Raw genomic sequence first — 24,476 nt, forward strand, 5'->3', positions numbered from 1 at the left:
TAATAAAGTGAAACTTCCGTCAGTGGGGGTTTTCTTCATCCCCCACCTATCTTCTTTGCTTCTCTCTGAATCTTGAGGTGGGGGTCTTACTGCCCGTTAATGCGGGATAAATTCCTTTTTAATTATATATCAAGGAGTAAAGAAAATAACAGAAAAACCATCCCCGGATAGAGGATGGTTCGTAATTTTAGTGATACCCTTTTGCAGAGTCTTTATGAATTTTCTCTTTAAAGATTGTGTAGCTCCATAATTGATAGCCAATAACGATTGGTACCATTACCATTGCGACAAAGAACATAATTTTTAAATTTAATTCACTACCAGCTGCTTGGAATAATGTTGTGCTGTATGCATCATTAATACGAGATGGCAGCATTCTTGGGTACATACCAGCAAAACCAGTTGCCATAAATGTAGCGATTGTTAAGCAAACAAATGTGAAAGCTAAGCCAATTTTACGTTTGAATACCATTGTCATTGCGATAACACTTAGTAACATCGCAAGTGCTGGAATTAAGAATAGTACAGGATATTCCGTAAAGTTTTGGAATAAGTTTGTACGATTTGCTGTTGCAACGTAGAAGATAGCTAGAATGATTGCTGCTGCCATTGAAAATGGTTTCGCAATTTTATAAGCACGATCTGATACTTCACCAGTCGTTTTAATCATAACCCAAAGAGCGCCGGATACGACGAAGATTGCCGTGAAGAACAGGCCGCCTAAAATGCCGTAAGGGTGTAATAAGCTAAGTAAATTTCCTTCATAGCCATGTTTACCAATTTGTAGTCCGTAGTAAAGGTTAGCGAATGTAACGCCGAATAAGAAAGCAATTAAGAAACTGCCAACGGTATATGTCCATTTACAAACAGTTTGCCAAACTGGTGAATCATCTTTATGCATGAATTCTAGTCCTGCTGCACGGGCAAACAGAGCAAGTAATACTAAGAATAACGGTGTGTATAAGTAACTGAACATGTTTGCATATGTGATTGGGAAAGCAGCGAATGTTGCTCCCCCAGCTGTAATTAACCATACTTCGTTTCCGCCCCAGAACGGTCCAATTGCTTCTTGCAGCTGATTGCGTTCTTGGCGATCTTTCGTAACGAATGGGAAAATCATTCCGTTACCAAGTGCATAGCCATCCAGAATAAAGTAAACTGTCCAAATCACACCCCATAAGCCGAACCAAATAATTGCAAGTGTATCATGAGACATGAGCGAAACCTCCCTCTGTAGTCTCTTCTAATGCTTCAGGTCCTTTTTTCGCAAATTTTAACATAAGGTATACATCAGCAATTAATAGTAAAGTGTAGAATAAGACTAAGCTAATTAAAGAGAACCAAATTTGCGGTACAGAAATTGGTGAAACTGATTCTGCTGTTCGCATTAGTTTGTATACTGTCCAAGGTTGACGTCCCGCTTCTGCAACAATCCAACCAGCGTTAATTGCTACATATGGAAGCAATACAGACCACATTGTAAGTTTTAAGAAACGTTTTGAGTTTTCTAATTTTCCTTTGCGGCTTAAATAGAAGCCAAACCATGTAAGTGCCATAAAGAATGTGCCAAGTGCAACCATTAAACGGAAGCTATAATAAACAAGGTTTACGTTTGGACGCTCGTCCTTCGGAATATCTTTTAAACCGACAATTTTTCCATCAAATGAGTTTGTATAGAAGAAGCTGCCGAGTTTTGGAATTGTTAATGCTTCGAAGTTTTTCTCATTTTTCACATCAGGAATTTGAATGATTGAGAAACCTTTTCCTTCCCCAGTGTCCCAAACAGCTTCCATTGCTGCACCTTTTGCAGGTTGCATTTTCGCTGCGAAAGCACCGGATTCGTGACCGATGAATGGTGTTGCAGTTGCTGCAAATAAACCAAATATTAAACCGAACTTAAATGATTTTTTAAAGAATTCAACGTCATTTTTACGTAGTAAGTGATATGCACTAATTGCCATAACGAAGAATGCACCAACGATATAACAACCAACAACAGTATGGAAGAATATATGCCATGCATATGGATTTGTAACCAGTGCCCAAAAGTCATTTAATTCAGCGCGGCCATTGCGGACTACGTAGCCAACTGGGTTTTGCATGAATCCGTTCGCTGTGATGATCCAAAGTGCGGAAATATTTGTTCCAATTGCGACCATCCACATAGAGAAAGCACGGAACTTTGGTGAAATTTTATCTTTACCGAACAACCAAATTCCCATGAAAGTAGATTCTAAGAAGAAAGCAACAAGTGCCTCTATCGCTAACGGAGATCCGAAAATATCTCCCATATATTTCGAGTACTCAGACCAGTTTGTCCCAAACTGGAATTCCATTGTAATCCCGGTAATGATCCCCATTACGAAGTTAATAGTAAATAACTTACCCCAGAAATTTGCCATTTTTCGATATGTTGGATTTAATGTACGTGCATATTGCGTTTCCATAAACGCTACTAAAATAACAAGTCCGAGTGTTAACGGTACAAATAAGAAATGATAAAAGATTGTAATTGCAAATTGAAAACGACTCAGTAACAGAACGTCGGACATAATAAAGCTCACTCCCTCTTTTCATTATCTACATTTAGTTTATAGTGAAAAGGTGAGCAAAGTACGATGTAGTTGTTACAGAACTGTGTGGAAATTATGGAAGAATTATGACTGTTATCTGAAAAATTATATTCTTAGGATAAAACAATACATTTTTTGTTTTTTTTGTTCTTTGGTACACTTACATTGTAGGTACATAAAGAAAAAGGGGGTTGACTATGAAAGCTCTAGAAGAGATTTTGCAATATAATAAGGAATTTGTTGAAAGTAAAAAATATGAAGAATACGTAACAGGAAAATTTCCAAATAAAAAAATGGTGATTATTTCATGTATGGATACGCGTCTTGTCGAACTATTGCCAAAAGCGATGAACATGCGTAATGGTGATGTGAAAATTATTAAAGTAGCTGGCGCTGTTATTTCACATCCATTTGGAAGTATTATGCGCAGTATTTTAGTTGCGATTTATGAACTTGGTGCAGATGAAGTGTGTGTAATTGGTCACCACGATTGCGGTATGGCAAAAATTCAAGCGAGCAGCACAATTGAAAAGATGAAAGAGCGCGGTGTTTCAGAAGAGAAACTAGACACACTTCGTTATTCTGGAATCGATTTAGAGAAGTTTTTACGTGGATTCTCAAGTGTAGAAGAAAGCGTAGAGCATAGTGTTTCTATACTTCATAATCATCCGCTTATGCCAACAGAAGTTCCTGTACATGGACTTGTTATTCATCCGGACACAGGAAAGTTAGATATTGTTGTGAATGGTTACGAAGGTTAATTCTTCTTTTGTTTCTTCTCTGGGACAGGATCGAATCCGCCTGGATGAAATGGGTGGCATTTCAAAATGCGTTTCACTGTAAGCCAACTTCCCTTTAATGCACCATGAGTTTGAATAGCTTCAAGCCCATAGTGAGAACATGTTGGATGGAAGCGGCACGTCGGCGGTGTCATTGGAGAAATAAACTTTTGGTAAAAGCGGATGATACCGATGAAAATGCGTTTCATAATAAGCTCCTTTCCGGCATATGCTGTAAGTATTATAGCACGGTCTGTACATAATACTTTACTAATTTACAATTCCGTTATATCATATTGGATATATAGGGATTAAAAATGAAAGCGGGAGAGATGAATATGCCATCAGTAGAAAGCTTTGAATTAGATCATACAATTGTAAAAGCGCCTTATGTAAGACATTGCGGCGTTCATCAAGTAGGCAGCGACGGTATCGTAAATAAATTTGATATTCGTTTTTGCCAACCAAATAAACAAGCGATGAAGCCAGATGTCATTCATACGCTAGAGCACTTATTAGCATTTAACTTACGTAAATATATCGATCGTTATCCACACTTTGATATTATTGACATTTCGCCAATGGGCTGCCAAACAGGATATTATCTTGTCGTAAGCGGTACGCCAACAGTACGCGAAGTCATCGATTTATTAGAGTTAACACTGCAAGACGCAGTGAAAATTACCGAAATTCCTGCGGCAAACGAAACGCAGTGCGGTCAAGCGAAACTTCATGACTTAGAAGGTGCAAAACGCTTAATGAATTTCTGGTTAAGCCAAGATAAAGACGAACTTGAGAAAGTATTTGGATAATACGTGGGAAAGCTGCCTGGGAAAGGCAGCTTTTTTATTAGTAAACGTATGTTTAATTTTGTCGAAGGGTCTTTATTTCGTGTCGAATCGCCGATATATTGAAAATACCGCCGATATATCGTGAAAATCGCCGATATAAAGTAGTGAGAATATTACCGGAACATTTTTAAGAGGGAGACAAAGGATATGAAGATAGCACCACAAATGAGCAAAATCCCCATTAACTTGCGCTGCTCTTTTATCTCAGAAATCCCCCATGTTAAGAAGGTAAGACTTAGGAATATTTGTATATAAAAAAGCAACTGATCTCCTTCATGAGAAAAGGAATAAATAACTAAAATTAAAACAATTGTACTAAATAGAATGCGAAGTATTTTTAGCATGGTAGCACTCCTTATCATTTTTGTGGTCGTTGCACTCATATAGTGTTTCGTTTAGCGAAGGAACTGTGAGAGAGAAACATATAACGTAAATGCGCCAGTAAGAAACAAGAAAATCCCAGCAGCTGTTTGTTGTTTTTGAAATTCCGTAATACTAGAAATGAAACACATGAGTCCTAAAGAGATGAGCATATAAGGTAAAATGAATGGAATGTTATCTGTAAAAAATCCGAATGCTCCTAAAAGTAGCGTGATGATGGGAAAGGTAATCCGTAATATTTTTAGCATGTTATTTCTCCTTTACATTTTCTTCTTGATACGGATTATCCTCGACAGAATCTACTGAATGTTTATAGGAATATCCTTTATTAATTGTTAGTACTGAGAGCAATAGCACAACAATGACTACAATAATTGATATAATTAATATCTTCACCATAGAAAGACCTCCTTTTTCTTTATTTTATCATCGCAGATACCCCTCTTTACATATTTTTGCAAAAAATGAAAACAATAGAAAGTAAAGAAGGTGAAAGAAGGGGCGTTCTATGGATAAAAAAACATACTATATTTCAGTTGCAAATGGCGAAATTTCACAAGCGAAAACGGCCAATACATATAGTTTTACGATTGAAGCGACGGATGAGGAAATTCTGAGGCTGCGAGAGTATTTTGATAACGCGTACCGTGAAGATCTTGGGACGTTTGTACGTTCGCATGTGCCGTTTGTAGAATATCATCATGATTCCAATAATGACCGGTATGATGAACAGCTGCAAAAAGCGTATCGAATGATTTACGAGCTTGGGGACAATGAGGCGAAAGAGTTAATTGCACAGATGGGTATTATCGATGGGTTATGATAGGATAAGATTAGTCATACTAGTCAGAATGTGCTACAATTTATGGTAAGAAATTTGTAACCATCAATAGGGGAGTAGGGCATGTACACATTTAAAGATTACTATCATAACACTGTACAATTATCGTTTGAACGTTACCCATTTTCTCCTGAGCCAAAGCATGTGTGGGTTGTGTGCCGGTACGGGGATCAATGGTTATTAACCCATCATTTGCGCCGTGGTCTTGAATTTCCAGGTGGAAAGGTAGAAGAGGGAGAAACACCGGAAGAAGCAGCAGCTCGTGAAGTTCACGAAGAAACGGGCGGTATTGTATCGAGTTTAACGTATATCGGACAATATAAAGTATCCGGAAAAGACAAAATAATCATTAAAAACATTTATTTCGCAACAATTAGTGCCGTAGAACAACATACGCACTATGAAGAAACGAAGGGATCTGTATTATTAACACATATTCCAGAGGACATTAAAGAAAATAGACGCTTCAGTTTCATTATGCGCGATGACGTACTAGCGCGCACAATGCAGCATATAGAAGAAATCGGCTGTTTTACGAAGTAGAGCAACCGATTTCTTTTTTTATTTTACAGAAGTAGGTCTGTTAGTACGGGATAAACAGTTGCAGCGAACGACGGCGTCTATATAAATCCATCAACATATAAGCTGCTTGACCTGCACTTGCTTTTTAAACTTTGCATTTAGCAAAAAAGGTCCTGACCGTCTCTATGCGCGGTCAGATGCTCCTCCCTTCGTTTTAAACCTCGCATGTGGCAGAAAAAAGCTCTGACCACTTCTATGTATGGCCAGATCCTCTCGCCCACCCTAAAAAGAAAAGGTTTTTATCAACTTGTATGTATATAGCTGATTCGTATTATTGTATCTTTTGCCAAAATTGATTATGATTTCAATGACATAATAGAGTGCAAGGAGGACGTTATGAGGAAACACTATATTCATTTTTTATTTTTGCTCCTATTTATTTGCATAATTAGTAGCTGTAGTAAAGCAAATGATGTTGCAAAAGAAGTATGTAAAACAAAGGAAGAGTGTTTAAAAACCGGGGATGCATTCCTTAGTAAGATTAATAAAAACATGCAGGGAATCTCTGAACTAGAAACATATACAGAAGTAGAAAATAAAGACGAAATAACAGCGTACGAAGAACAAAGAAAAGATGATGAGCGTTACTTCTTTTTAGCATCTTATTATATTGATAACAATGAATTAGTAGATCCGTATTTTGAAAAGCTAGATAAAAAAAGATTACAGAAAGTCTTTGCTGATGATAAAGAGGCGAGGAAAGAAATTAGCGCATTTCATGAAGACATGGATTATCACCAAATATTATGGGATATGTACAGTGTTTTAATTCCAGCAAAATATAGAGAGAATATAAAGGAATTTGATATTGTATCGGATGGATATGATAATGTCGTTGCTCATGTGATGCAAAATGAAGATAATCCTGAGGACTGGATATTAAGCTTAGATGCACTAGATTCCAGCATTAATATAAACGAAGTGGTGAAAACGTTAATTCATGAAACTGCTCACGTTGTAACGTTAAACAAAACGCAAATTCCTATAGATAAAAAGTATGTAAAAGCCGTTACAGAAGAAAAAGATATCTCTGTATATGAATCAAAATGTACGACGCTGTTTTTAACAGAAGGCTGCACAAAGAAAGAGTCGTATGTGAATCAATTTTATGAGCAGTTTTGGAAACCGCTTGAAAGTGAATGGAAAGAGAAGAAAGTAGAAACAGATATAGAAGCGCAAATGCAGTTTTTTGAAGAACATGAAGACAAATTTGTTTCTGAATATGCAACAACGAACGTCGCAGAAGATATTGCCGATACATTTACAGCATTCATTTTACAAGATTCTCACAAGGTGAAAGAATCAAAAGAAGTAAAGTATCAAAAAATTGCTTTCTTTTATCAATTCCCAGAGCTTGTGAAGATGAGAGCGGAAGTGTTAGCAGGGCTACAGGAAATTTCGGAGGAAGTGGAAGAAGCGTAGAATGAAAAAATGAGATAAAGTCATGATATAAAAGGGAGAGAATGCATCAGTTATGAATAATAGTGTAATGAATCCATTAAAAAATAAATTTATTTTAATAGTATTTATATTAATCATATTTTTTCATACGATTAATTTTACAATCTTTTCATTTTTTGCAATTACTGTTTTTATGTTCTGGGATAGTCCAAATGCCGATATGACGACGTTCTATCTTCCTATAGTAATGCCGCATTTATATCCTGTTTTGATTGGCAGCTTATTTTTAATATTATCTCTATTTTTTTGTTATTTATATCAAAAGTTTGCACCTGAATCTATTTTGAAAAAAATAGTGATTCAAGGGATTTTTCTTGTTTTTGCGCTTTTCATTCCTATGTATCTAGGTGCTTTTGAAATACCATTTTTTAATCAGTGAGTAAGGCAGTAATCTTATAATCCGTGAAAAAATGTCGAATTAACTCGAAATTTGTTATAATTTAAATGTAATTTTAGATGCGATTTATAGAGAAGATGCGAGCTTCTTTGTTTTAGCAAGAGGAGAGAATCTATAAATACATCGAAAATGAATACATAATAGAACGGAGAAGATGATATGAATCAAGAACTAGCAGGGTTTTGGAGACGATTTGGAGCCAATTTTATCGATGGATTAGTGATCGTTCCATTTTTGGTGATTTTTATGTTATTAGGTGTGTCTGATGAGACATCAGATAAGATAATAGGTATTTTACAAGCGCTATACTACTTAATCGTTCCTATTGTATGGGCAGGGTTTACAGTGGGTAAGAAAGCGGTAAACATTCGAATTGTACGTATTGATGGACAGGAAATTACAATTTGGACTACGTTAAAACGTTACCTATTAAGTAGCATGGTATATGGAATTACGTTTGGAATTGCTATTATCGTAAGTGCATTTATGGTAGCACTGCGACAAGATAAACGCTCTATTCACGATTTTATTGCAGGAACACAAGTTATTCGTGACTAATAAGAAAAGCAACCTAGTTAACTTAGGTTGCTTTTTTCGTGCGCGTAATGAACTTTTCAAATGCTGCGACAAGCACATACATAAGCGTGGCGAGAATACATGTGAGAAGGACGCTCAGCAAGACGAGTGTAAAGTTAAAGACTTGAAAACCGTAGCTAATTAAATAGCCGAGCCCTTCTTTTGAAATGAGCAGTTCACCGAAAATAACCCCGACCCAAGAGAGACCAACATTTACTTTTAATGTAGAAATAATTGCCGGGAACGATGCTGGTAAAATTACTTGTTTATAGCATTGCCATTTGTTTGCGCCAAATGTTTGCATGACTTTCAAATAATTGGCGTCTACTTCTTGAAAAGCGTTATAAATGACAAGGATTGTAACGATGATGGAAATGATAACACCCATCGCTACGGCAGATGAAATATTTGGCCCGAAGATGACGATAATAATGGGTCCGAGCGCTACTTTTGGCATTGCGTTTAAGACGACAAGGTACGGATCGAGTACACGAGCAATGAATGGGCTCCACCATAAAAAGGTTGCGATGCACGTACCGAGAAGTGTTCCAAGGATAAAACCGAGACACGTTTCAAGGAGCGTTGTATATATGTGCGGCCAAAGGGAATGATCTTGCCATTTTGTGATGAGTAAATGAAAGATGCTAGAAGGTGAGCTAAATAGTAATGGATCAATCCACTCGTTTCGGCTAGCGATTTCCCATAATGCGAAAAAGAGAATGAGCATGAGCAGCTGCAATGTTCGAACGGCAAATGTCCGCTTCGTTTCACGTTTTTGAAAGTCTTGATGAAATTCTTTTATATTATCCAAGTCGTTCCAACTCCTTCCATATTATCTGGAAGAATGAAGGGAAATCACGGTGCTGACGTGCTTCGAATGGCGAGAGGAAGCGAATGGTTTCTGGAACCGAAAACACCTTGGCAATGCGACCTGGCTTTGCTTGTAACAAGTAAATGCGATCGCTCATCGCAATTGCCTCTTCAATGTCATGTGTAACGAGGAGCGATGTTTTCTTATATTCTTTTAAAATAGAAAAAACGAGTTCTTCTAATTTTAATTTTGTTTGATAATCAAGTGCAGAGAACGGTTCGTCTAGTAATAATATTTTCGGGTTTGTTACAAGCGTCCGGACGAGAGCAGCGCGCTGGCGCATTCCGCCTGATAACTCACGTGGATATTGCTTCTCAACACCTTGCAGGCCAACTTGTTCTAATAGTTGCAAGGCATGTTGCTTCGTCTTTGATGTGTATGTTTTCGTAATCTGTAAGCCGACGAAGGTATTATCTTCAATTGTTTTCCACGGAAACAAGTAATCTTGCTGGAGCATATAACCGATGGAGGATGTTGGTTTTGTGATGCATTCACCATCTAGAAAGACACTCCCTTTCATTGGCTGCAGTAAGCCTGAAATGATAGAAAGTAATGTAGTTTTGCCGCAGCCGCTTGGACCGAGGAAGGAGATAAATTCTCCTTCCTCGATTGTTAAGGAAATATTCGATAAAACGAGGCTGGCATTTTCTTTTGAGAAGAAGCAATGAGATACGTTAGAAAGCTGGAGAAGGTTCATTGTCTGCTCCACTATTTCTTAATAACGCTTTCTGCGATGGATGTGTTTACTAACTCTTTATGTTGCACTTCTTTCGGTAATTCGCCAGCTTCTTTCATAATGCTTTGCAGTTGTTTCCATTCTGCCTCGTCTAACAATGGATTCGTTGCGTATGAATGTTGTTGTTTATAACGATCAATGACTTTTACCATAATATCTTTTGACGTATCTTTAAAGCGTGGTTCAACAGCTTTTGTAACTTCTTCTGGGCTATGTGTATCGACCCATTGCTGTGCTTTATAAATAGCACGTGTAAATTTTTCGGCAACCCTTTTATCTTTCTTTAAGAAGCTTTCTTTTGCCATAAAGGTTGTATACGGAACAGTTCCAGATTCAACGCCAAAGGAAGCAACGATATAGCCTTTCCCTTCTTTCTCGAAAATGCTAGCAGTCGGTTCAAAGAGCTGTACGAAATCACCAGTGCCAGATGCAAAGGCATTTGCGATATTCGCAAATTCGATATTTTGAATTAAATTTGTATCTTTGTGCGGGTCAATTCCATGCTTTTTCAGTACGTATTCCCCAACCATTTGTGGCATCCCGCCTTTGCGCTGACCGAGGAAAGTTGCGCCTTTCATATCATTCCAGTTAAAAGAATCCAACTTTTTGCGAGAAACGAGAAATGTTCCATCTGTTTGTGTTAATTGTGCAAAGTTAATTGCCGGATCTTTTGCCCCTTGCGCATGAACATAAATAGATGTTTCTGAACCGACAAGCGCGATATCAATGCCATTTGATAATAAAGCTGTCATCGTTTTATCGCCGCCAGCAGTTGTTTGCAGGTCAACTTCGAGTCCTTCATCTTTAAAAAATCCTTTTTCCATCGCGACATATAACGGAGCATAAAATAATGAATGTGTCACCTCACCAACGCGCACTTTCTCTACCTTTGCACTTTCTTCTTTTTTATTACATGCAACAAATGTAAAGGCAGTAAGAAAAACAATTAAAAAACACGCTAGAATTTTTCGCAATGTATGACACCTCCCAAAATACATTTACTTTAATGTATGTGGGTAAATGCCTATATGTGAGTGGACAGAGGAGGAATTTTTTGAGTAGGAAAGAAGTGAATTGTAAGAGATGAAATATGAATGTGAATATAATGATAGTACGTATGCGCATAGCGGCTATTATGAAAGTGTGTGGGATGGATTTTCTTCCATTTACGCCGTATTCTCTATAGAGACTTAGTGGGAGAATACATACGTGAATGACAAAGGTGGTGCGAAATTGGAAGAATGGCCGTTAGTATATCAAATGTTAGAGAAAATAACGAAGCGATAAGGAGGCTCTTTATGATCGACTTGCTTGTTTTCTTTTTAATATTGGCTACCGGTTTCACAGTACTACAATTTCTGATTCATAGGTATGTATGGAAGTGTCACTTTGTTAAAAGAGATGAAGGAAATATACACGGAAAAGAAGAGAAGAGGTATATAACATGAACGCAAAAGTCAAAGAAGCAATGCAATATTTTAGAGGAAAAGAAGAAAGCTGTGTAAAGCTCTCTAGCGGATTTCAAAATGAAGTATATGAATATACATTGCAAGATTTACAGTACCGGATTGAACGTGAAATTCCATATACAAATGTAGACTTTTTGACATTTGTTTAAGAAGTGTTTTTTTAAACCCTGTTTAGTAGCAGGGTTCTTTTTGTGCATAAAAAAATACAGCAATCGTTACAATAAAGAACATACAAAGATTATGGAGGATAAACGTGGAAACGAAAGCGATTATAGCGCTAGGGATTTTCTTGATTACATACGCTGGGATTATTTCGGAAAAAATCCACCGTACGCTTATTGCTATGTTAGGTGGAATCATGATGGTGGTCTTTGGGGTTATCGATCAAAAAACAGCTATTCATCATATTGATTTTAATACAATTGGTTTGTTAGTTGGGATGATGATTATTGTATCGATTACTGCTCAGACAGGTGTATTTGGATACATTGCTATATGGGCTGCGAAAAAGGTGAAAGGAAATCCAATTCGACTTCTCTTTGTACTCGGACTGATTACTGCCCTCGCATCCGCTTTTTTAGATAATGTCACGACAGTTTTACTCATCGTTCCAGTTACATTAAGCATCACATCGCAACTAAAGGTAAATCCTACTCCTTATTTAATTACCCAAATTTTCGCTTCGAATATCGGCGGTACTGCCACCATGATTGGAGATCCGCCCAATATTATGATTGGTAGTGCTGTAAAAGAACTAACATTTCTTGCGTTCATGAATAATTTAACATTTATTAGTTTTGTTATTTTATTAGTGTCTCTTGTTATATTTACTCTCATTTATAGAAAAAAGTTAAAAACAACTCCTGATTTAACAAACGAATTACTGAACAAGGATGAAAGAAACGAGATTAAAGATGCAAAGCTGTTAAAAAAGTGTTTCTTTGTGATTGCAGTGACAATTGGCGGTTTTTTTCTTCATCAATTTATTCATATTGAAACGGCTACAATCGCCTTATTTGGAGCTTTTCTCCTGTTGCTGATGACCGGTGACAAGTATTTAGATAGGACATTGGAAAAAGTTGAATGGACAATTCTTTTCTTTTTTATCGGTTTATTCGTTATAGTTGGTGGATTGGTGGAAACAGGACTTATAGCAATGGTAGCAAAAAAAGCTATGGCTCTAACCGGCGGAGAGGTGAAAATGACAACGCTCTTAATTTTATGGATGAGTGCGATTGTTTCTGCTTTTGTGGATAATATTCCATTTGTAGCAACAATGATTCCTATGATAAAAGAAATGGGTTCAATTGGAATAACGAATTTAGAGCCCTTATGGTGGAGTTTGTCGCTAGGGGCCTGTTTAGGTGGTAATGGAACTCTGATCGGAGCAAGTGCCAATTTAGTAGTAGCTGGGTTAGCGGCGAAACAAGGTCATCACATCTTTAATAGTTGGCTTTCCTATGATGATTATCTCCATTATCTTATCAACTATTTACATATATGTTAGGTATTTAATGTGAAGAAAGAATAGAAGAGCAGTTGTCCTTAAAAAATGTATAGGAGAAACAACTATGAAGAACAAACAAAAAATAATTTATATGGATCCTCCAAAAACGTTAGTAACAGGATTTGCTTTCATTATTTTCATCGGTTCGCTCCTGTTAACTCTTCCGGTTGCAACAACAGATGGTCAAGGTCTTCCTTGGCTAAATGCATTGTTTACAGCTACGTCTGCTACATGTGTAACGGGGCTTGTCGTAGTGGATACCGGAACAACCTTCACTTTGTTTGGCCAACTCGTTATATTGTTTCTTATTCAAGTAGGCGGTTTAGGATTTATGACGTTTGCCATCTTTTTTGCTGTTTTGTTAGGAAAAAGGATTTCTCTTAAAGAACGGCTGTTATTACAAGAGGCGTTGAATCATTTATCCATTGCCGGTATTGTCCGTTTGGCAAAGAGAATTCTTATTTTTACAGTCGTGATTGAAATGATTGGCGCGATTTTATTAGCAATTCGTTTTGCGTTTGATATGCCGCTTTCCAAGGCTATGTATTACGGGATATTCCATTCCGTTTCAAATTTTAATAATGCAGGATTCGATATAATGGGAGAGTTTAAAAGCTTGACTGAGTATGTAGAAGATCCAATTGTTACATTGGTAGTTTGTGCGTTGATTACATTAGGCGGTATTGGTTTCATCGTTATGAATGAGGTATATGAATACAGACGGATTAGGCGCCTTTCCTTGCATACAAAGGTAGTTCTTTTTACAAGTTCTTTGCTAGTGGTAGCGGGAACGCTCCTAATCTTCTTGTTGGAATTTCATAATCCAAAAACGTTACAACCATTATCCATGTTTGGTAAATGGTTAGCTTCTTTGTTTCAAGCTATCACACCAAGAACAGCTGGGGCAAATACGCTAAGTATTTCAGATTTACACCATTCAACCCTTTTTATTATGATTATTCTCATGTATATCGGGGCTTCTCCCGGATCTACGGGTGGAGGAATCAAAACAACTACATTTGCAATCCTTTTAGGGGCAGTATGGTCACAAATAAAAGGAAAAGAAGATGTAATCTTTTTTCGCAAAAGAATTGTATACGATACAATTTATAAATCACTTACCGTTATGTTAGCTGGTCTCTTTATCGTTATAATGGCTGCCATGCTGCTAACAATAACAGAGCCAGGAAAAGATTTTTTAATGATTCTCTTTGAAGCAACTTCTGCTTTTGGAACGGTAGGTCTCTCTATGGGACTGACTCCTGAATTATCTCCGCTTGGAAAAATCATCATTATTTTAACGATGTTTGCAGGAAGGGTAGGTCCATTGACCATCGCTTTTGCCGTTACACTTCGAAGAAATTCAGATCCGTTCAGTTATCCGAAAGGAAAAATTATGATTGGATAAATGTTCATTCATCCTTAGAGGAGCGATAGGAATATGAAAAAGCAATACGCAGTCATTGGATTAGGAAGATTTGGTTCAAGTATTGTAAATACATTAGTAGAAGCAGGTAATGAAGTGTTAGCAATAGATAGCAATGAAAAACGTGTAAATGAGCTTGAGGATGCTGCTACCCATGCTGTGATTGCTGATGCGACAGATGAAGAGGCATTAAAAGCAATTGGCATTCGGAATATTGATACAATCATTGTCGCAATTGGAAATGACATTCAAGCAAGTATTTTAACGGTTTTAGTACTAAAAGAATTAGGAGTAAATAAAGTTGTAGTCAAGGCGCTTAATAAACGCCACGGTCAAGTGTTAGAGAAGGTAGGTGCAGACTGGGTCGTATTTCCTGAGTGGGATATGGGCGAGCGTGTAGCGCATCAGCTTATGCTACCGAATGTTCTTAATTTTATTGAACTCGCCAAGGATTATAATATTGAAGAAATTAAAGTACCTCCTAACATGTCAGGGAAAAGCCTGAAAGAACTGGATATTCGAGCAAAATTAAATTTAAATGTCATTGCCATTAAAAGTAAGGGGAGAATCAATATTTCTCCTTCCCCAGATGAAGTTGTGCAAGAAAGGGATGGCTTAGTTATGATTGGAGAAAAGAGTAATTTGCATCGTTTTGCAGATTTTGAATAAGAAGTTATCTCCAGGATGAAATGGATGTATACGAAATTATAATAGAAGAAAGTAAGAAAAAAGCGATGTAATAGCTCACTACGTATGTAAGCTATTACATCGCTTTTTTATACAGACCTCATTTAATATTGTATCAAAATTCCGAAAAACAGTCTATTTCTTTTTGTATCATGCAGCTAACATGAGAGTGAAAGCGATGATGAATGGGGGTTAGTTTATGTTAGTGTTTGCGCAATCTTCATTTCAGTGCCGTGTAGAGTGGGGGGTGGGGGCGGCGTGGAGCTAGGGAAGCAGCAAAGCGTGGTGATATTACCACTATTGTAGATGTTCTTAGCTTTTCTTCAACAGTAGTCACCGCCTTACATGTAGGTGCTGAAATTTTTCCATATCCGCCGCCATTGAATGAAAAAGCAAAAGCGTATGCGAAACAATTGGGGGCAGAGCTTATAGTAAGCAGGGCAGAAGCTGTGAAAACAGGGAAGCATTCTTTATCTCCGGTAATATTTAGCGGCGTTGATTTCAGGAAAAGATTTGTTTTATGTTCGTTAAACGGTGCATCTTGTACATGGATTGCTTCGAAAGTTCCTGCTCTTTTGATTGGCTGTTTACTCAACGCTTCAGCAGTTGCAGAAGCAGCGAATCATATCCAAAAACAAACGGGCGCTAATATTACAGTTGTCCCTTGCGGTGAACATTGGGAAGATCCAAAAGATGATGAAAATGATTTAAGACCAGTGATAGAAGATTACCTAGGCGCAGGTGCGCTCATAGAGAAATTACAAGGGAGTAAGTCGGTTGAAGCACAATTATGTATGGGCGCTTTTCAGTATGCAAAATCTAATCTTAATGAATACATTTGGGATTGCGGAAGATGTAACGCATAGTGCATTTTTAGATGTGCTGCAAGTAGTACCTATTTTACAGAATGGTCGATTTGTGAATTTTGTGAAATAAGACCTCCTTTAAGGTTCTGTTGCAAAGTTGTTTTAACTAGATGGGTATGTTTTCCTATTCTTGATAGGAGGCTTATATTCTATATGAAAAAGCGAAGTCTTCATCAGACTCCGCTTTTTCATATACTACAAATCGCAAACTGTTATAGCCTAAACTTAGGTTTGTCATGTTTGTTCAATTTCATTTATCTCAAATGCCCTCGTCTTTGAGATAGGATAAATCACTCTTCATAAATTCGAACAATTTTTAAACTTTGCAACAGAACTCTCTGAATCATCTTTTTCACTTAACATAGTGTCCAGTTTAGTGTACCATCTTCAATAGCTACGTAATTTTTCTGTCTAACTTTTCGGGTTCAGTTCATTATATTTTCTACTTTGTCTTTATATACAATGTATTCTTTCCCATCCACTACTGCTACCACCGCAAATTCATCTTTTGGATTGAATGAAAGCCAGTCAGCCCACATGTTTGTATTTGGTCCTCCACTCCACATGTTATGAACAGTGTTTTTAGTTAAATTCATAACTTTATAAGACGCATTTGGTGCATTTGTTCCAGTCTTTATTTCAAATGTGTATGCGTTATGAATTTTTTTATAAAAGTAGAAAACGTTTGATGGACGAAGCTGATTCATAAGATCCTGTTCTTTTTTCTCTGCAATTTTCATCCCTTCTTGTAATGTGACAACATCTGTTCTTAATGTTTTCCAACTGTCTTTAGCTGCATTCAAGTTAGGGTTTAAGAATTTATATCTATTTTGATCAGCTTTTTGAGCTGCTTTATCAATATGTCCCAGTACGCCTGAATATTGAGAGTCTAAATCATCCCATTGCGTGGACATATAAGTAAGAGCAGTAATAGCATTATCAATTGTACTATGCATATCACTAATATTATGAAATGCAACTCCAACTACACGATTTAATGTTATTTTATAATCTACAGTCTTACGTAATTCTGTTAATGTAGGCTCTAATCGGCCTAAATTATCTCTTGCTGTACCTATCATTATACCACCAGAAATCAACGTGGGAATAAAAGGGATTTTTACCATTGTTAATCCATCAGATTCTAATTTTTTATAATAGTTTACTTGTCCTAAAACTTCATCTAAACGCTTTTGGTCAGTCTCCACATCAGCACCTTGGTTTTTTAAAATCGATTGCAAGGTCTCTTTATGGCTTCCAAATGCTCTGACATCTTCTCCAATATCGTTTTTGAATTTAGTTAATTCTTCTATTAATGCTTTTGCAGACTTTTGATTTTGTTGAATTTCACCTCGTAAATCTGTAATTCCTTTTTTTAAAGTATCTCCATTCCCTGTATTAATCGCCTCTACTAATGTTCCGTATTGACTATCAAATTTTGTATCGTATTCAATGATGTCTGTCAATGTATCTAAAAGCTGTTTTTTTATTTGTGTATCCCATGTAACAGCATGTGCTCTAGCATTCTTTTGATCTTGTAAAATTTTAATAGGTAAATCTGCATACCCATTAATAGTAATTCCTTCAAAACTCACATCTGGATTATGAATTAACAAATACGAATATTCACTCATAGATTTTGCAAATACCCCAGCATCTTGCAAAGCTTTTTTCATCTGTTCTTCATTTGCTGAAAGAGACATATCTCCATTGTTAGTTTGTTCAATTTCACTTGCAAAAGTTGCTATTGGTGTGACTGCATAAGTTGTTGTAATAGTTAAAAAAGTCGATACAGCAAGTAGTTTGTAAGGGAGCTTTTTCATCATTTCATATTCCTCCTATATAGGCTTTGATTGTAAGTTCTACTTTTCTTTAAAAAATATTATTCTAATTTTGCTTAGTAGCCTTTAAATCAGCAAGTATTAAAGAGAATTTATGTTGTTGCATAGGGCCGATATTATTACGTAAATCTTTATAATTGACCCAGATTGTATTCGATTGTTGTTGAATATTTGTTAGATTGTTAAATTGAAGAAATTCTCGTTATTATGTGCTTTTATAGAATGTAAGGACCTTATGCCCTCATTTAAACATTATGTTTTTAAGAAGTAAATAATAAAATTTCACCACATATATTATTAAATTTTTATATTTGGTATTAACATCAGAAAAAATATTATAGCTAAAAAATTAAATACTATGAATCACTTCACTAAGTGAAATAGTTATGATCTGATAATTAAATCTAAAATATAATGAATTACATTGATCTATATAAATTGCTTGATAAAAAATGTTTTTAATATAATTTAATAGTACTTTGTATGTTGATTTACTTTATTTAGGAAATGCAAAATTGCATATAAATAGGGTTATTTCAACGATAAATAATCCAAAATATTATTATCCAATGAATAGTAATTATATTCCCCGTAAACATTACGGGGGAAAATTTCTTATGCAGGGAGTAATGTGAGACATGCTAAAAATATTTCTAAATGTATAGATATAAACTAGACACATCCGGAGAATACAAAGCAAAAAACAAGGATAACGATATAGAAGATAAAACGCTTGAAGGGTATAAAATGAAAAATAATACAGAGCAGAATTTGATCTCTCATTAACAGACAGCAAGCCCCTACTTTAAGATTGAGAGAGAAGTAAAGAAGATAGGTGGGGGATAAAACATCATGAAATGAACAGGTTCTGTTGTAAAGGTTTTAAAAATAAGCAAAACGGCACGGTTATCTTGGCATTTGGATGAAACTTATATAAAAGTGAAAGGCGAAGTCTTTCATCAGACTCCGCCTTTTCGGTTTATAAGGAATTATTAATTGTTATACCAACATTTAAAGATATGATTCTGGATTCAGAACCGATGTTTCCCTATTGTTGTGGAGTAATAGGCTCCACTTTTAATTCTTTGATTCCATTTTTTATTGTGACTGCATCTTCGTGTAATGTGTTCCAAAGATCTTTAGCTGTCTTCAAGGTAGGTTTTAAGTAGCCAAATTTATTTTGATCAGCTTTTCCAGCTGCCTTATCAATCTGTTGCAGTACTCCAGCATATTGATTATCTAAATCAGTCCATTGCGTTTGCATATAAGTAAGAGCATTAATCGCATTATCAATCGCCTTATGCATCTGATCAGTATTATTATATGCAACTCCAACTACACGATTTAATGTTGTTTTAGAATCTACAGTTTGACGTATTTCTGCTAAATATGGCTCTAATTTGCCTAAATTATCTCTTGCTGTACCTACTATTATACCACCAATCCACCATAGGCCAAAAACGCCAACCTTCATTGTTGTAAATCCATCAGATTCTAATTTTTTATAATAGTTTACTTGCCCTAAAACGTCATCTAGACGTTTTTGATCGTCCTCAAGCCCAGCTGTTTGGTTTTTTAAAATCGAGTACAATTGTTCTTTATTGCTTCCAAATGCTCTAACATCTTGTCCAACATTATCTCTTAACTTAGTTAATTCTGCTATTAAATTTTGTGCAGTCTTTTGGTTTTGTTGAATTTCACCTCGTAAATCTGTAATCCCTTCTTTTAAAGTATCTCCATCGCCTGTAGTAATCGCATCTACTATTGTGTCATAATAATTGTCAAACGTTGTATTGTATTCAACAATGCCTGTCAATGTATTTAAAAGCTGTCCTTTTACTTGCGTATCCCATGTAACAGCATGTGCTCTAGCATTCTTTTGATCTTGTACAATTTTACCAGGTAAATCTGGATATCCATTAATAGTAATCCCTTCAAAATTAACATCTGGATTATTAATTAACAAATAAGAATATTCATTCATAGATTTTGCAAATACCCCAGCATCTTGCAAAGCTTTTTTCATCTTCTCTTCATTTGCTGAAAGGGACATATCTCCATTGTTAGTTTGCCCAATTTCACTTGCATAAGTTGCTACTGGTGAGACTACAGAAGTTGTTGTCAAAGTTAAAAGCGCCGATGCAGCGAGTATTTTGTAAGGGATTTTATTTAGCATTTCATATTCCTCCTATATAGGTTTTGATTTTTAGTTCTTTGTTTCTTGTGTAAAAGCGATGTCTTTCGAAATGAATTCTGCATCTTTATGAATATCACTCCAACTTTGTTTCGCAGCTTTTAAATCATCAAGTATTAAAGAGAATTTATGTTCTTGCATAGAATCGATATTATCATGTAAATCTGTATAATTGGCCCCCATTTTATTCCATTGTTGTTGGATACTTGTTAGAGACAGGATTGCTTGATCTACTGTTTGATACAGATCTGTCAAAGTTGCTTTCGCGTTAGTAAGCGAAATAACTGCTTGGCTAGCAAGATCGGCTTTCGTACCTAATTCTCCGATTTTTTTAGAAATTTCGTTATAGGAGTCCATATGTTTAGACGCTGTGACACCAGCAGCTGTTCCTAAACCGATACCAGCTGCACCTAGAGCCGTAAGGCCACCAACAACAGCTGGTGTTGCTGTACCGCCAGTCACAACAATTACTACCGTTCCTGCAATGGCTGCAGCAATTAAAATGAATGCTCCCAATCCACCACCAATTGACCATGCTAATACATTGTTAAAATGCTCTGTCTGAGTAGAACGTAGCTTCTCAATTTCAGCCTGAAGTTGTGGAATCAGTGCATTATTTCCGGCTAATAGTGCCGTTAATCCACCTTGTCCATCTGGGCCACCAACATTATTTTTAAACCCTGTAGAATTGTCATACAGTTTTGTTTTGAAGTCTTGTAACATCTTAATTACTTCTGTAACTTCTTTTGAATTTGTATTAATTGTAGTGATTAAATCATTTAGGCCCTCTTTTAACTCTGCTTTATCTTTCTTTTGTACAGCAGCTTCCAATATATCGTAATAATTTTTAAATTGTTCATCGTAATTTACAATATTACGTGCTGTTTTTTGAATCTTCGGCTTCGCTGTATCTAACCAATAATTCGCATTGATTCGCGCCAGATCCTGATTAAGGTGAATACTTTTAATTAATTCTGCTCCTTCTGAACCTAAATCAATATTGGATAAATTTACATTTGGTTGTTTAATCATTGTTTTTGCGTACAAATCCATTACAAGAATATTAGATCCTGTTTGAGCTAATGCTTTCTTCAGCCCTTCAGGCCCTAATTCATAATTCCCTACTTTTTGTTCTTGAGCAGTCTGTTCTTGTGCAAGTACATGAATAGTGTTACCGTTCGTAGCAGTTATAAGTGTTGCTAGAGTGGCTACAGCTAACACTTTAAATGGAAGTTTTTTCATAACTATTCTCCTTCTCAGTTTTTTGATAGATTATTATAATCTTCATATTATTTTTATTAAATTCATAATATTAAAACTTATTAGCTTGTTCTTCAAGATAACTTGTTACATTTTTTAATTGTCTTAATGTATCTTTTTGAGACTGTTGGTCAGCTGTATCAACATTAGTAGATAATTTTGTAATATTATTTTTGATTAAATTCAAATCTTCTTTATAGCGGTTTAGTAGGTTAAGTTCTACATCTACTTGATTTGCAAATGTATGTAAATCATTTTGCATAATAAGAAGCATTGATTTTTGTAAATCTGCTACTGTTAGGTTCTTTGTTAAATCATAAAATTTTTGGTTTTGTGTCTCTAAATCAGCTAAATGTGCTCGTTGCTCTGCTGTTAGTTTATTTACTTCAGCGAAGGCACTATATGTTTTTTTAATTTGTTCAGGGTCAATAACTTTTGTAAGGTCATACTCTTTCGTTTTTGTAACTGCAGCTGCCGCTATTTCAGCTTGTTTGCTTTTCTCAATTGCTTCACGAGCTGCTTTTTTGGCAGCCTCAATCTCTAGAGCAGATTTACCTTTTTCTGTCGCTTCTTGCTCTGCTTTTTTCTCTGCTTCTAAAATAGAGTTGTTAATTTCTTTTCCTTTGTTATACGCTGCCACCGCTGTTTGAGCAACAGGTTCAATGATATCTTTTGAAAGATTATAGACTTCTTTGAATATAACAAACCCTTGTTCATTTAAAGCTCCTGGTAACAACGCTATTTGTTGTAAATCATCTTGAATTGATTTTTGGGTATTTAGTATTTCATTTTTTAGCTGGTCTATTTTTCCTGTTCCATCTGAACTTAGTACACCCTGCGCTTTTGTAACATCAGCATCGAGATCTTTAAGTTTTGTATCAAGCTGTAATTTAAGATCTGTTAATTCATTAATTTGACGTTGTACGTTGTCTTGGTTCGTCATAGCCATGTCTTGAAGAACTTCAAGTCTATCCAAAAACCCCTCTTTATCTTCTTTACTGTCTACAAACACTTTTAATGCTGGATAATAGCTATTAAATTTAGTTGCAAATCCTTTACTTTTTGAATTTAATAGAATTAACTTTGGATAAAGTTCCGATGACCATTCGTTCATATCTTGTTTGATTAGGGATTGGTTCGTATTTAAAGATGGAACTTCTATAAGCTGTACATTAGGCCTCATTAAAGCTTGATCTATATATGTTTGAATTAATTTAGATTGTGCACCTAATTTTCGTAATGATGAGGAAATATCCGTGTTCTCTTGTTGCGTTTCTGCGTGAACGATTGGCGTTGCGAGAGTATTGATAGGAATAGCTGCCCCAGTAACAATGGATGTTATTAAAAATCCTGTAATTATTTTATTTTTCATTTCGTACACCTCTTCACTATTGTCTTTTTACAATTTTATTCATACATTTTGAACTGGCTCTCTCCTTGCTTATTTCAGAAAGGAGAATTCTTTCGGGTAAAGTGTTAAACTCAAGAAAATCTCGTTATTATTTACTTCCGTAGAATGTAAGGACCTTACGCCCTCATTTAAACATTATGTTTTTGATAAGTAAACAATAAAATTTTATCTCCTGAATTTTATAATTCATATATTATATATTTATATTATCAAAAACATTATATCTATAAAATTAAATACTATGAATTAATTCACTAAGTAAAATAATTATAATTTGATAATTAAGCCTAAAATATAATGTTTTTCATTGATCTATATGAATTGTTTGATAAAAAATGTTTTTAATATAATTTATTAGTGCTCTGTATGTTGATTTACTTTATTTAGGAAATGCAAAATTGCATATAAATATGGCCATATCAACGGTAAATAATCCAGTATATTATTATCTTGTGAATAGTATTTATATTTCCTGTAAGCATTACAGAAAATAATTTTCTTTTACAGAGAATGAGATATGCTAAAAATATTTCTAAACCGATAGGTATACGCTAGGAGAATACAAAGCAAAAAAAAGGATAATGGTATAGGAAATAAAACGCCTAAAGAGTATAAAATGAAAAGCAACAAAAAGGATTCGCATTCAAGCGAATCCTTTTTGTTTGAATCCTCGAAAAGACAAATATCTGTAACATAAACATGCTACAACAGTTTTTAAATAGTAGTTTTTTTATGATATATACAGAGGTGAACATATGAAAGTGAATATAGAAAAACAAAAAGGGGATATTTTCCGCCGGAAGCTTAAGAGGATGTGCGTCGTTTTCCTTATGATTTTTATTTTTCCGCTAGCTACTTATTTATATGCATTTCAATTTGAACCAAAATCATTGTCTATCACATGGACTGATATTAAGAATGCAAATATTCCAGAAGGATTTCAAGGTGTAAAGATTGTGCAGTTTTCTGATACACATTTTGGTCCTCATTTTTCTCATAAACAACAGCAAATGTTAGTTGATCAAATCAATGAGCTGAAACCGGACATTGTAGTGTTTACAGGTGATTTAATTGATAAGTTTGGAGAGTATGCTTCTGAAAGAAAAGACTCACAAACGATTTTGTCACAAATTCATGCTCCTCTTGGAAAATATGCGGTGTTTGGTAATCATGACCGCGGAGGAGGCGGAGGGTATTTGTACAAACAGTATATGGAAGAAGCTGGTTTCACTGTTTTAGTCAATGAAACGAAAAAGATCATGGCAAACAATGGTGAGTACATTACCATTTCTGGATTAGATGACTTTTTACTTGGCAAGCCTAAAATGCAGCAAACTCTTCAGAATCTCAGGGAAAAGGATTTTAACATATTGCTCGTGCATGAGCCTGATGTAATAGAGAAAGTTCTTGCGTATCCAGTCGATTTTCAACTATCTGGTCATAGTCACGGGGGACAAGTACAACTTCCGTTTATTGGGCCAATCATCACGACCTCACTAGCAAATCAATATGTAGAAGGACTTTATTCAATAAAGGGGAACATGAAACCACTACAACTGTACGTAAATCGTGGTATCGGCACGACGAGAGTGCCATTGCGTTTTTTTAGTAAGCCGGAACTCTCTGTTTTTTCTCTAAAGAATTAATAACGTCATAGAAAGATATTTGCAAGGCTTTTGTAATATTTATGAGAGAGAAATGAAAGGTTTGTTAGATAAGATGAAATCAACCTTACTAGTAGATGTTCTAACGTCCCTAGAAAAAAGG

24 protein-coding genes and 2 pseudogenes are annotated in these 24,476 nt (G+C 35.6%); 13 read left to right on the forward strand and 13 right to left on the reverse strand.

Annotated elements, in window-relative coordinates; all coding sequences use genetic code 11:
• Positions 1-187: 187 nt before the first annotated feature.
• Complete coding sequence (gene cydB / locus BM350_RS16825) at positions 188-1,216, reverse strand: cytochrome d ubiquinol oxidase subunit II (protein WP_090916603.1); 1,029 nt, start codon at positions 1,214-1,216, stop codon at positions 188-190.
• Positions 1,206-2,552, reverse strand: a complete 1,347-nt coding sequence (locus BM350_RS16830; RefSeq protein ID WP_090916601.1) for a cytochrome ubiquinol oxidase subunit I — start codon at positions 2,550-2,552, stop codon at positions 1,206-1,208. Before BM350_RS16830 ends, cydB begins: the two co-directional genes overlap by 11 nt.
• 218 nt (positions 2,553-2,770) lie before the next feature.
• Between BM350_RS16830 and BM350_RS16835 the strand changes: the two genes are divergently transcribed.
• Positions 2,771-3,334 carry a beta-class carbonic anhydrase gene (locus BM350_RS16835; RefSeq protein WP_090916599.1) on the forward strand — a complete coding sequence of 188 codons (564 nt, stop codon included), beginning with the start codon at positions 2,771-2,773 and terminating at the stop codon, positions 3,332-3,334.
• On the opposite strand, the gene yidD is transcribed toward BM350_RS16835, so the two are convergent.
• The gene (yidD, locus tag BM350_RS16840; protein WP_020061405.1) at positions 3,331-3,561 is read right to left on the reverse strand and encodes a membrane protein insertion efficiency factor YidD; all 231 of its coding nucleotides are present in this window, start codon (positions 3,559-3,561) and stop codon (positions 3,331-3,333) included. The two genes, BM350_RS16835 and yidD, sit on opposite strands and share 4 nt — an antisense overlap.
• Before the next feature lie 129 nt (positions 3,562-3,690).
• On the opposite strand from yidD, the gene luxS reads away from it, so the two are divergent.
• Complete coding sequence (gene luxS / locus BM350_RS16845; RefSeq protein ID WP_090916597.1) at positions 3,691-4,164, forward strand: S-ribosylhomocysteine lyase LuxS; 474 nt, start codon at positions 3,691-3,693, stop codon at positions 4,162-4,164.
• Between the two features lie 434 nt (positions 4,165-4,598).
• Here the strand turns inward: luxS and BM350_RS16855 are convergent, their stop codons facing one another.
• Complete coding sequence (locus tag BM350_RS16855; protein WP_090916593.1) at positions 4,599-4,832, reverse strand: DUF3953 domain-containing protein; 234 nt, start codon at positions 4,830-4,832, stop codon at positions 4,599-4,601.
• A gap of 1 nt (position 4,833) precedes the next feature.
• Entirely contained in the window at positions 4,834-4,983 is a 150-nt protein-coding gene (gene ytzI / locus BM350_RS16860; RefSeq protein ID WP_090916591.1) for a YtzI protein, read from the reverse strand.
• 109 nt (positions 4,984-5,092) lie between these two features.
• Between ytzI and BM350_RS16865 the strand changes: the two genes are divergently transcribed.
• The 5 genes from BM350_RS16865 to BM350_RS16885 all read left to right on the forward strand — a co-directional run bounded on the left by BM350_RS16865 (position 5,093) and on the right by BM350_RS16885 (position 8,423).
• Complete coding sequence (locus BM350_RS16865; RefSeq protein ID WP_090916589.1) at positions 5,093-5,407, forward strand: hydrolase; 315 nt, start codon at positions 5,093-5,095, stop codon at positions 5,405-5,407.
• An 81-nt stretch (positions 5,408-5,488) separates the two neighbouring features.
• Entirely contained in the window at positions 5,489-5,968 is a 480-nt protein-coding gene (gene ytkD, locus BM350_RS16870) for an RNA deprotection pyrophosphohydrolase (RefSeq protein ID WP_090916587.1), read from the forward strand.
• Positions 5,969-6,343: 375 nt separating this feature from the next.
• Positions 6,344-7,429 (forward strand): hypothetical protein, encoded by a 1,086-nt coding sequence (locus tag BM350_RS16875; RefSeq protein ID WP_090916585.1) that lies wholly within the window; start codon positions 6,344-6,346, stop codon positions 7,427-7,429.
• Positions 7,430-7,481: 52 nt separating this feature from the next.
• A complete protein-coding gene (locus tag BM350_RS16880; protein WP_090916583.1) occupies positions 7,482-7,847 on the forward strand; it encodes a hypothetical protein in 366 nt (121 codons plus the stop codon).
• A 177-nt stretch (positions 7,848-8,024) separates the two neighbouring features.
• Positions 8,025-8,423, forward strand: coding sequence for an RDD family protein (locus tag BM350_RS16885; RefSeq protein WP_090916581.1), 399 nt, complete (start codon positions 8,025-8,027; stop codon positions 8,421-8,423).
• Positions 8,424-8,445: 22 nt separating this feature from the next.
• Here BM350_RS16885 and BM350_RS16890 read toward each other — a convergent pair whose 3' ends face one another.
• From BM350_RS16890 to BM350_RS16900, 3 genes are read right to left on the reverse strand one after another with little or no spacing between them, the layout of a single operon-like run.
• Entirely contained in the window at positions 8,446-9,252 is an 807-nt protein-coding gene (locus BM350_RS16890) for an ABC transporter permease (protein ID WP_090916579.1), read from the reverse strand.
• Complete coding sequence (locus tag BM350_RS16895) at positions 9,245-10,009, reverse strand: ABC transporter ATP-binding protein (protein ID WP_090916578.1); 765 nt, start codon at positions 10,007-10,009, stop codon at positions 9,245-9,247. Before BM350_RS16895 ends, BM350_RS16890 begins: the two co-directional genes overlap by 8 nt.
• Before the next feature lie 11 nt (positions 10,010-10,020).
• On the reverse strand, positions 10,021-11,022 hold the full coding sequence (locus BM350_RS16900) for an ABC transporter substrate-binding protein (RefSeq protein ID WP_090916576.1): 1,002 nt from the start codon (positions 11,020-11,022) through the stop codon (positions 10,021-10,023).
• 470 nt (positions 11,023-11,492) lie between these two features.
• On the opposite strand from BM350_RS16900, the gene BM350_RS27015 reads away from it, so the two are divergent.
• From BM350_RS27015 to BM350_RS16925, 5 genes and pseudogenes are all read left to right on the forward strand, one after another.
• Positions 11,493-11,666 (forward strand): hypothetical protein, encoded by a 174-nt coding sequence (locus tag BM350_RS27015; RefSeq protein ID WP_170857732.1) that lies wholly within the window; start codon positions 11,493-11,495, stop codon positions 11,664-11,666.
• 104 nt (positions 11,667-11,770) lie between these two features.
• Positions 11,771-13,037, forward strand: a pseudogene (locus BM350_RS16910) (ArsB/NhaD family transporter).
• 51 nt (positions 13,038-13,088) lie between these two features.
• Entirely contained in the window at positions 13,089-14,432 is a 1,344-nt protein-coding gene (locus BM350_RS16915) for a TrkH family potassium uptake protein (RefSeq protein ID WP_090916574.1), read from the forward strand.
• 33 nt (positions 14,433-14,465) lie between these two features.
• Entirely contained in the window at positions 14,466-15,119 is a 654-nt protein-coding gene (locus tag BM350_RS16920; protein ID WP_090916572.1) for a potassium channel family protein, read from the forward strand.
• A gap of 317 nt (positions 15,120-15,436) precedes the next feature.
• Entirely contained in the window at positions 15,437-16,003 is a 567-nt protein-coding gene (locus tag BM350_RS16925) for a 2-phosphosulfolactate phosphatase (protein WP_244548033.1), read from the forward strand.
• A 425-nt stretch (positions 16,004-16,428) separates the two neighbouring features.
• Here BM350_RS16925 and BM350_RS16930 read toward each other — a convergent pair whose 3' ends face one another.
• The 5 genes and pseudogenes from BM350_RS16930 to BM350_RS16945 form a co-directional block, all read right to left on the reverse strand.
• Entirely contained in the window at positions 16,429-17,829 is a 1,401-nt protein-coding gene (locus BM350_RS16930; protein ID WP_090916571.1) for a hemolysin BL regulatory component HblB, read from the reverse strand.
• Between the two features lie 61 nt (positions 17,830-17,890).
• Positions 17,891-18,025: pseudogene (locus BM350_RS27655) on the reverse strand (hemolysin BL lytic component L1); the annotation flags it as partial.
• Between the two features lie 867 nt (positions 18,026-18,892).
• Complete coding sequence (locus tag BM350_RS16935) at positions 18,893-20,020, reverse strand: hemolysin BL binding component B (RefSeq protein WP_090916569.1); 1,128 nt, start codon at positions 20,018-20,020, stop codon at positions 18,893-18,895.
• Between the two features lie 30 nt (positions 20,021-20,050).
• The gene (locus tag BM350_RS16940) at positions 20,051-21,280 is read right to left on the reverse strand and encodes a hemolysin BL lytic component L1 (protein WP_090916567.1); all 1,230 of its coding nucleotides are present in this window, start codon (positions 21,278-21,280) and stop codon (positions 20,051-20,053) included.
• A gap of 70 nt (positions 21,281-21,350) precedes the next feature.
• Positions 21,351-22,670, reverse strand: coding sequence for a hemolysin BL lytic component L2 (locus BM350_RS16945; protein ID WP_090916565.1), 1,320 nt, complete (start codon positions 22,668-22,670; stop codon positions 21,351-21,353).
• 851 nt (positions 22,671-23,521) lie between these two features.
• Between BM350_RS16945 and BM350_RS16950 the strand changes: the two genes are divergently transcribed.
• A complete protein-coding gene (locus BM350_RS16950) occupies positions 23,522-24,355 on the forward strand; it encodes a metallophosphoesterase (protein WP_244548034.1) in 834 nt (277 codons plus the stop codon).
• Positions 24,356-24,476 lie beyond the last annotated feature (121 nt).

Source organism: Bacillus sp. 103mf (assembly GCF_900116295.1).
GTDB classification, from domain to species: Bacteria; Bacillota; Bacilli; order Bacillales; family Bacillaceae_G; genus Bacillus_A; species Bacillus_A bruguierae.

What these genes read in the sequence shown, in the direction of transcription:
- BM350_RS16945 (WP_090916565.1), bottom strand. Translation starts at nt 22,670, where the DNA reads ATGAAAAATAAAATAATTACAGGATTTTTAATAACATCCATTGTTACT.
- ytzI (WP_090916591.1), bottom strand. Translation starts at nt 4,983, where the DNA reads ATGGTGAAGATATTAATTATATCAATTATTGTAGTCATTGTTGTGCTA.
- cydB (WP_090916603.1), bottom strand. Translation starts at nt 1,216, where the DNA reads ATGTCTCATGATACACTTGCAATTATTTGGTTCGGCTTATGGGGTGTG.
- BM350_RS16915 (WP_090916574.1), top strand. Translation starts at nt 13,089, where the DNA reads ATGAAGAACAAACAAAAAATAATTTATATGGATCCTCCAAAAACGTTA.
- BM350_RS16935 (WP_090916569.1), bottom strand. Translation starts at nt 20,020, where the DNA reads ATGCTAAATAAAATCCCTTACAAAATACTCGCTGCATCGGCGCTTTTA.
- BM350_RS16855 (WP_090916593.1), bottom strand. Translation starts at nt 4,832, where the DNA reads ATGCTAAAAATATTACGGATTACCTTTCCCATCATCACGCTACTTTTA.
- BM350_RS27015 (WP_170857732.1), top strand. Translation starts at nt 11,493, where the DNA reads ATGAACGCAAAAGTCAAAGAAGCAATGCAATATTTTAGAGGAAAAGAA.
- BM350_RS16880 (WP_090916583.1), top strand. Translation starts at nt 7,482, where the DNA reads ATGAATAATAGTGTAATGAATCCATTAAAAAATAAATTTATTTTAATA.
- BM350_RS16830 (WP_090916601.1), bottom strand. Translation starts at nt 2,552, where the DNA reads ATGTCCGACGTTCTGTTACTGAGTCGTTTTCAATTTGCAATTACAATC.
- BM350_RS16895 (WP_090916578.1), bottom strand. Translation starts at nt 10,009, where the DNA reads ATGAACCTTCTCCAGCTTTCTAACGTATCTCATTGCTTCTTCTCAAAA.
- BM350_RS16875 (WP_090916585.1), top strand. Translation starts at nt 6,344, where the DNA reads ATGAGGAAACACTATATTCATTTTTTATTTTTGCTCCTATTTATTTGC.
- yidD (WP_020061405.1), bottom strand. Translation starts at nt 3,561, where the DNA reads ATGAAACGCATTTTCATCGGTATCATCCGCTTTTACCAAAAGTTTATT.
- BM350_RS16865 (WP_090916589.1), top strand. Translation starts at nt 5,093, where the DNA reads ATGGATAAAAAAACATACTATATTTCAGTTGCAAATGGCGAAATTTCA.
- BM350_RS16885 (WP_090916581.1), top strand. Translation starts at nt 8,025, where the DNA reads ATGAATCAAGAACTAGCAGGGTTTTGGAGACGATTTGGAGCCAATTTT.
- BM350_RS16920 (WP_090916572.1), top strand. Translation starts at nt 14,466, where the DNA reads ATGAAAAAGCAATACGCAGTCATTGGATTAGGAAGATTTGGTTCAAGT.
- BM350_RS16940 (WP_090916567.1), bottom strand. Translation starts at nt 21,280, where the DNA reads ATGAAAAAACTTCCATTTAAAGTGTTAGCTGTAGCCACTCTAGCAACA.
- BM350_RS16930 (WP_090916571.1), bottom strand. Translation starts at nt 17,829, where the DNA reads ATGATGAAAAAGCTCCCTTACAAACTACTTGCTGTATCGACTTTTTTA.
- ytkD (WP_090916587.1), top strand. Translation starts at nt 5,489, where the DNA reads ATGTACACATTTAAAGATTACTATCATAACACTGTACAATTATCGTTT.
- BM350_RS16950 (WP_244548034.1), top strand. Translation starts at nt 23,522, where the DNA reads ATGTGCGTCGTTTTCCTTATGATTTTTATTTTTCCGCTAGCTACTTAT.
- BM350_RS16835 (WP_090916599.1), top strand. Translation starts at nt 2,771, where the DNA reads ATGAAAGCTCTAGAAGAGATTTTGCAATATAATAAGGAATTTGTTGAA.
- luxS (WP_090916597.1), top strand. Translation starts at nt 3,691, where the DNA reads ATGCCATCAGTAGAAAGCTTTGAATTAGATCATACAATTGTAAAAGCG.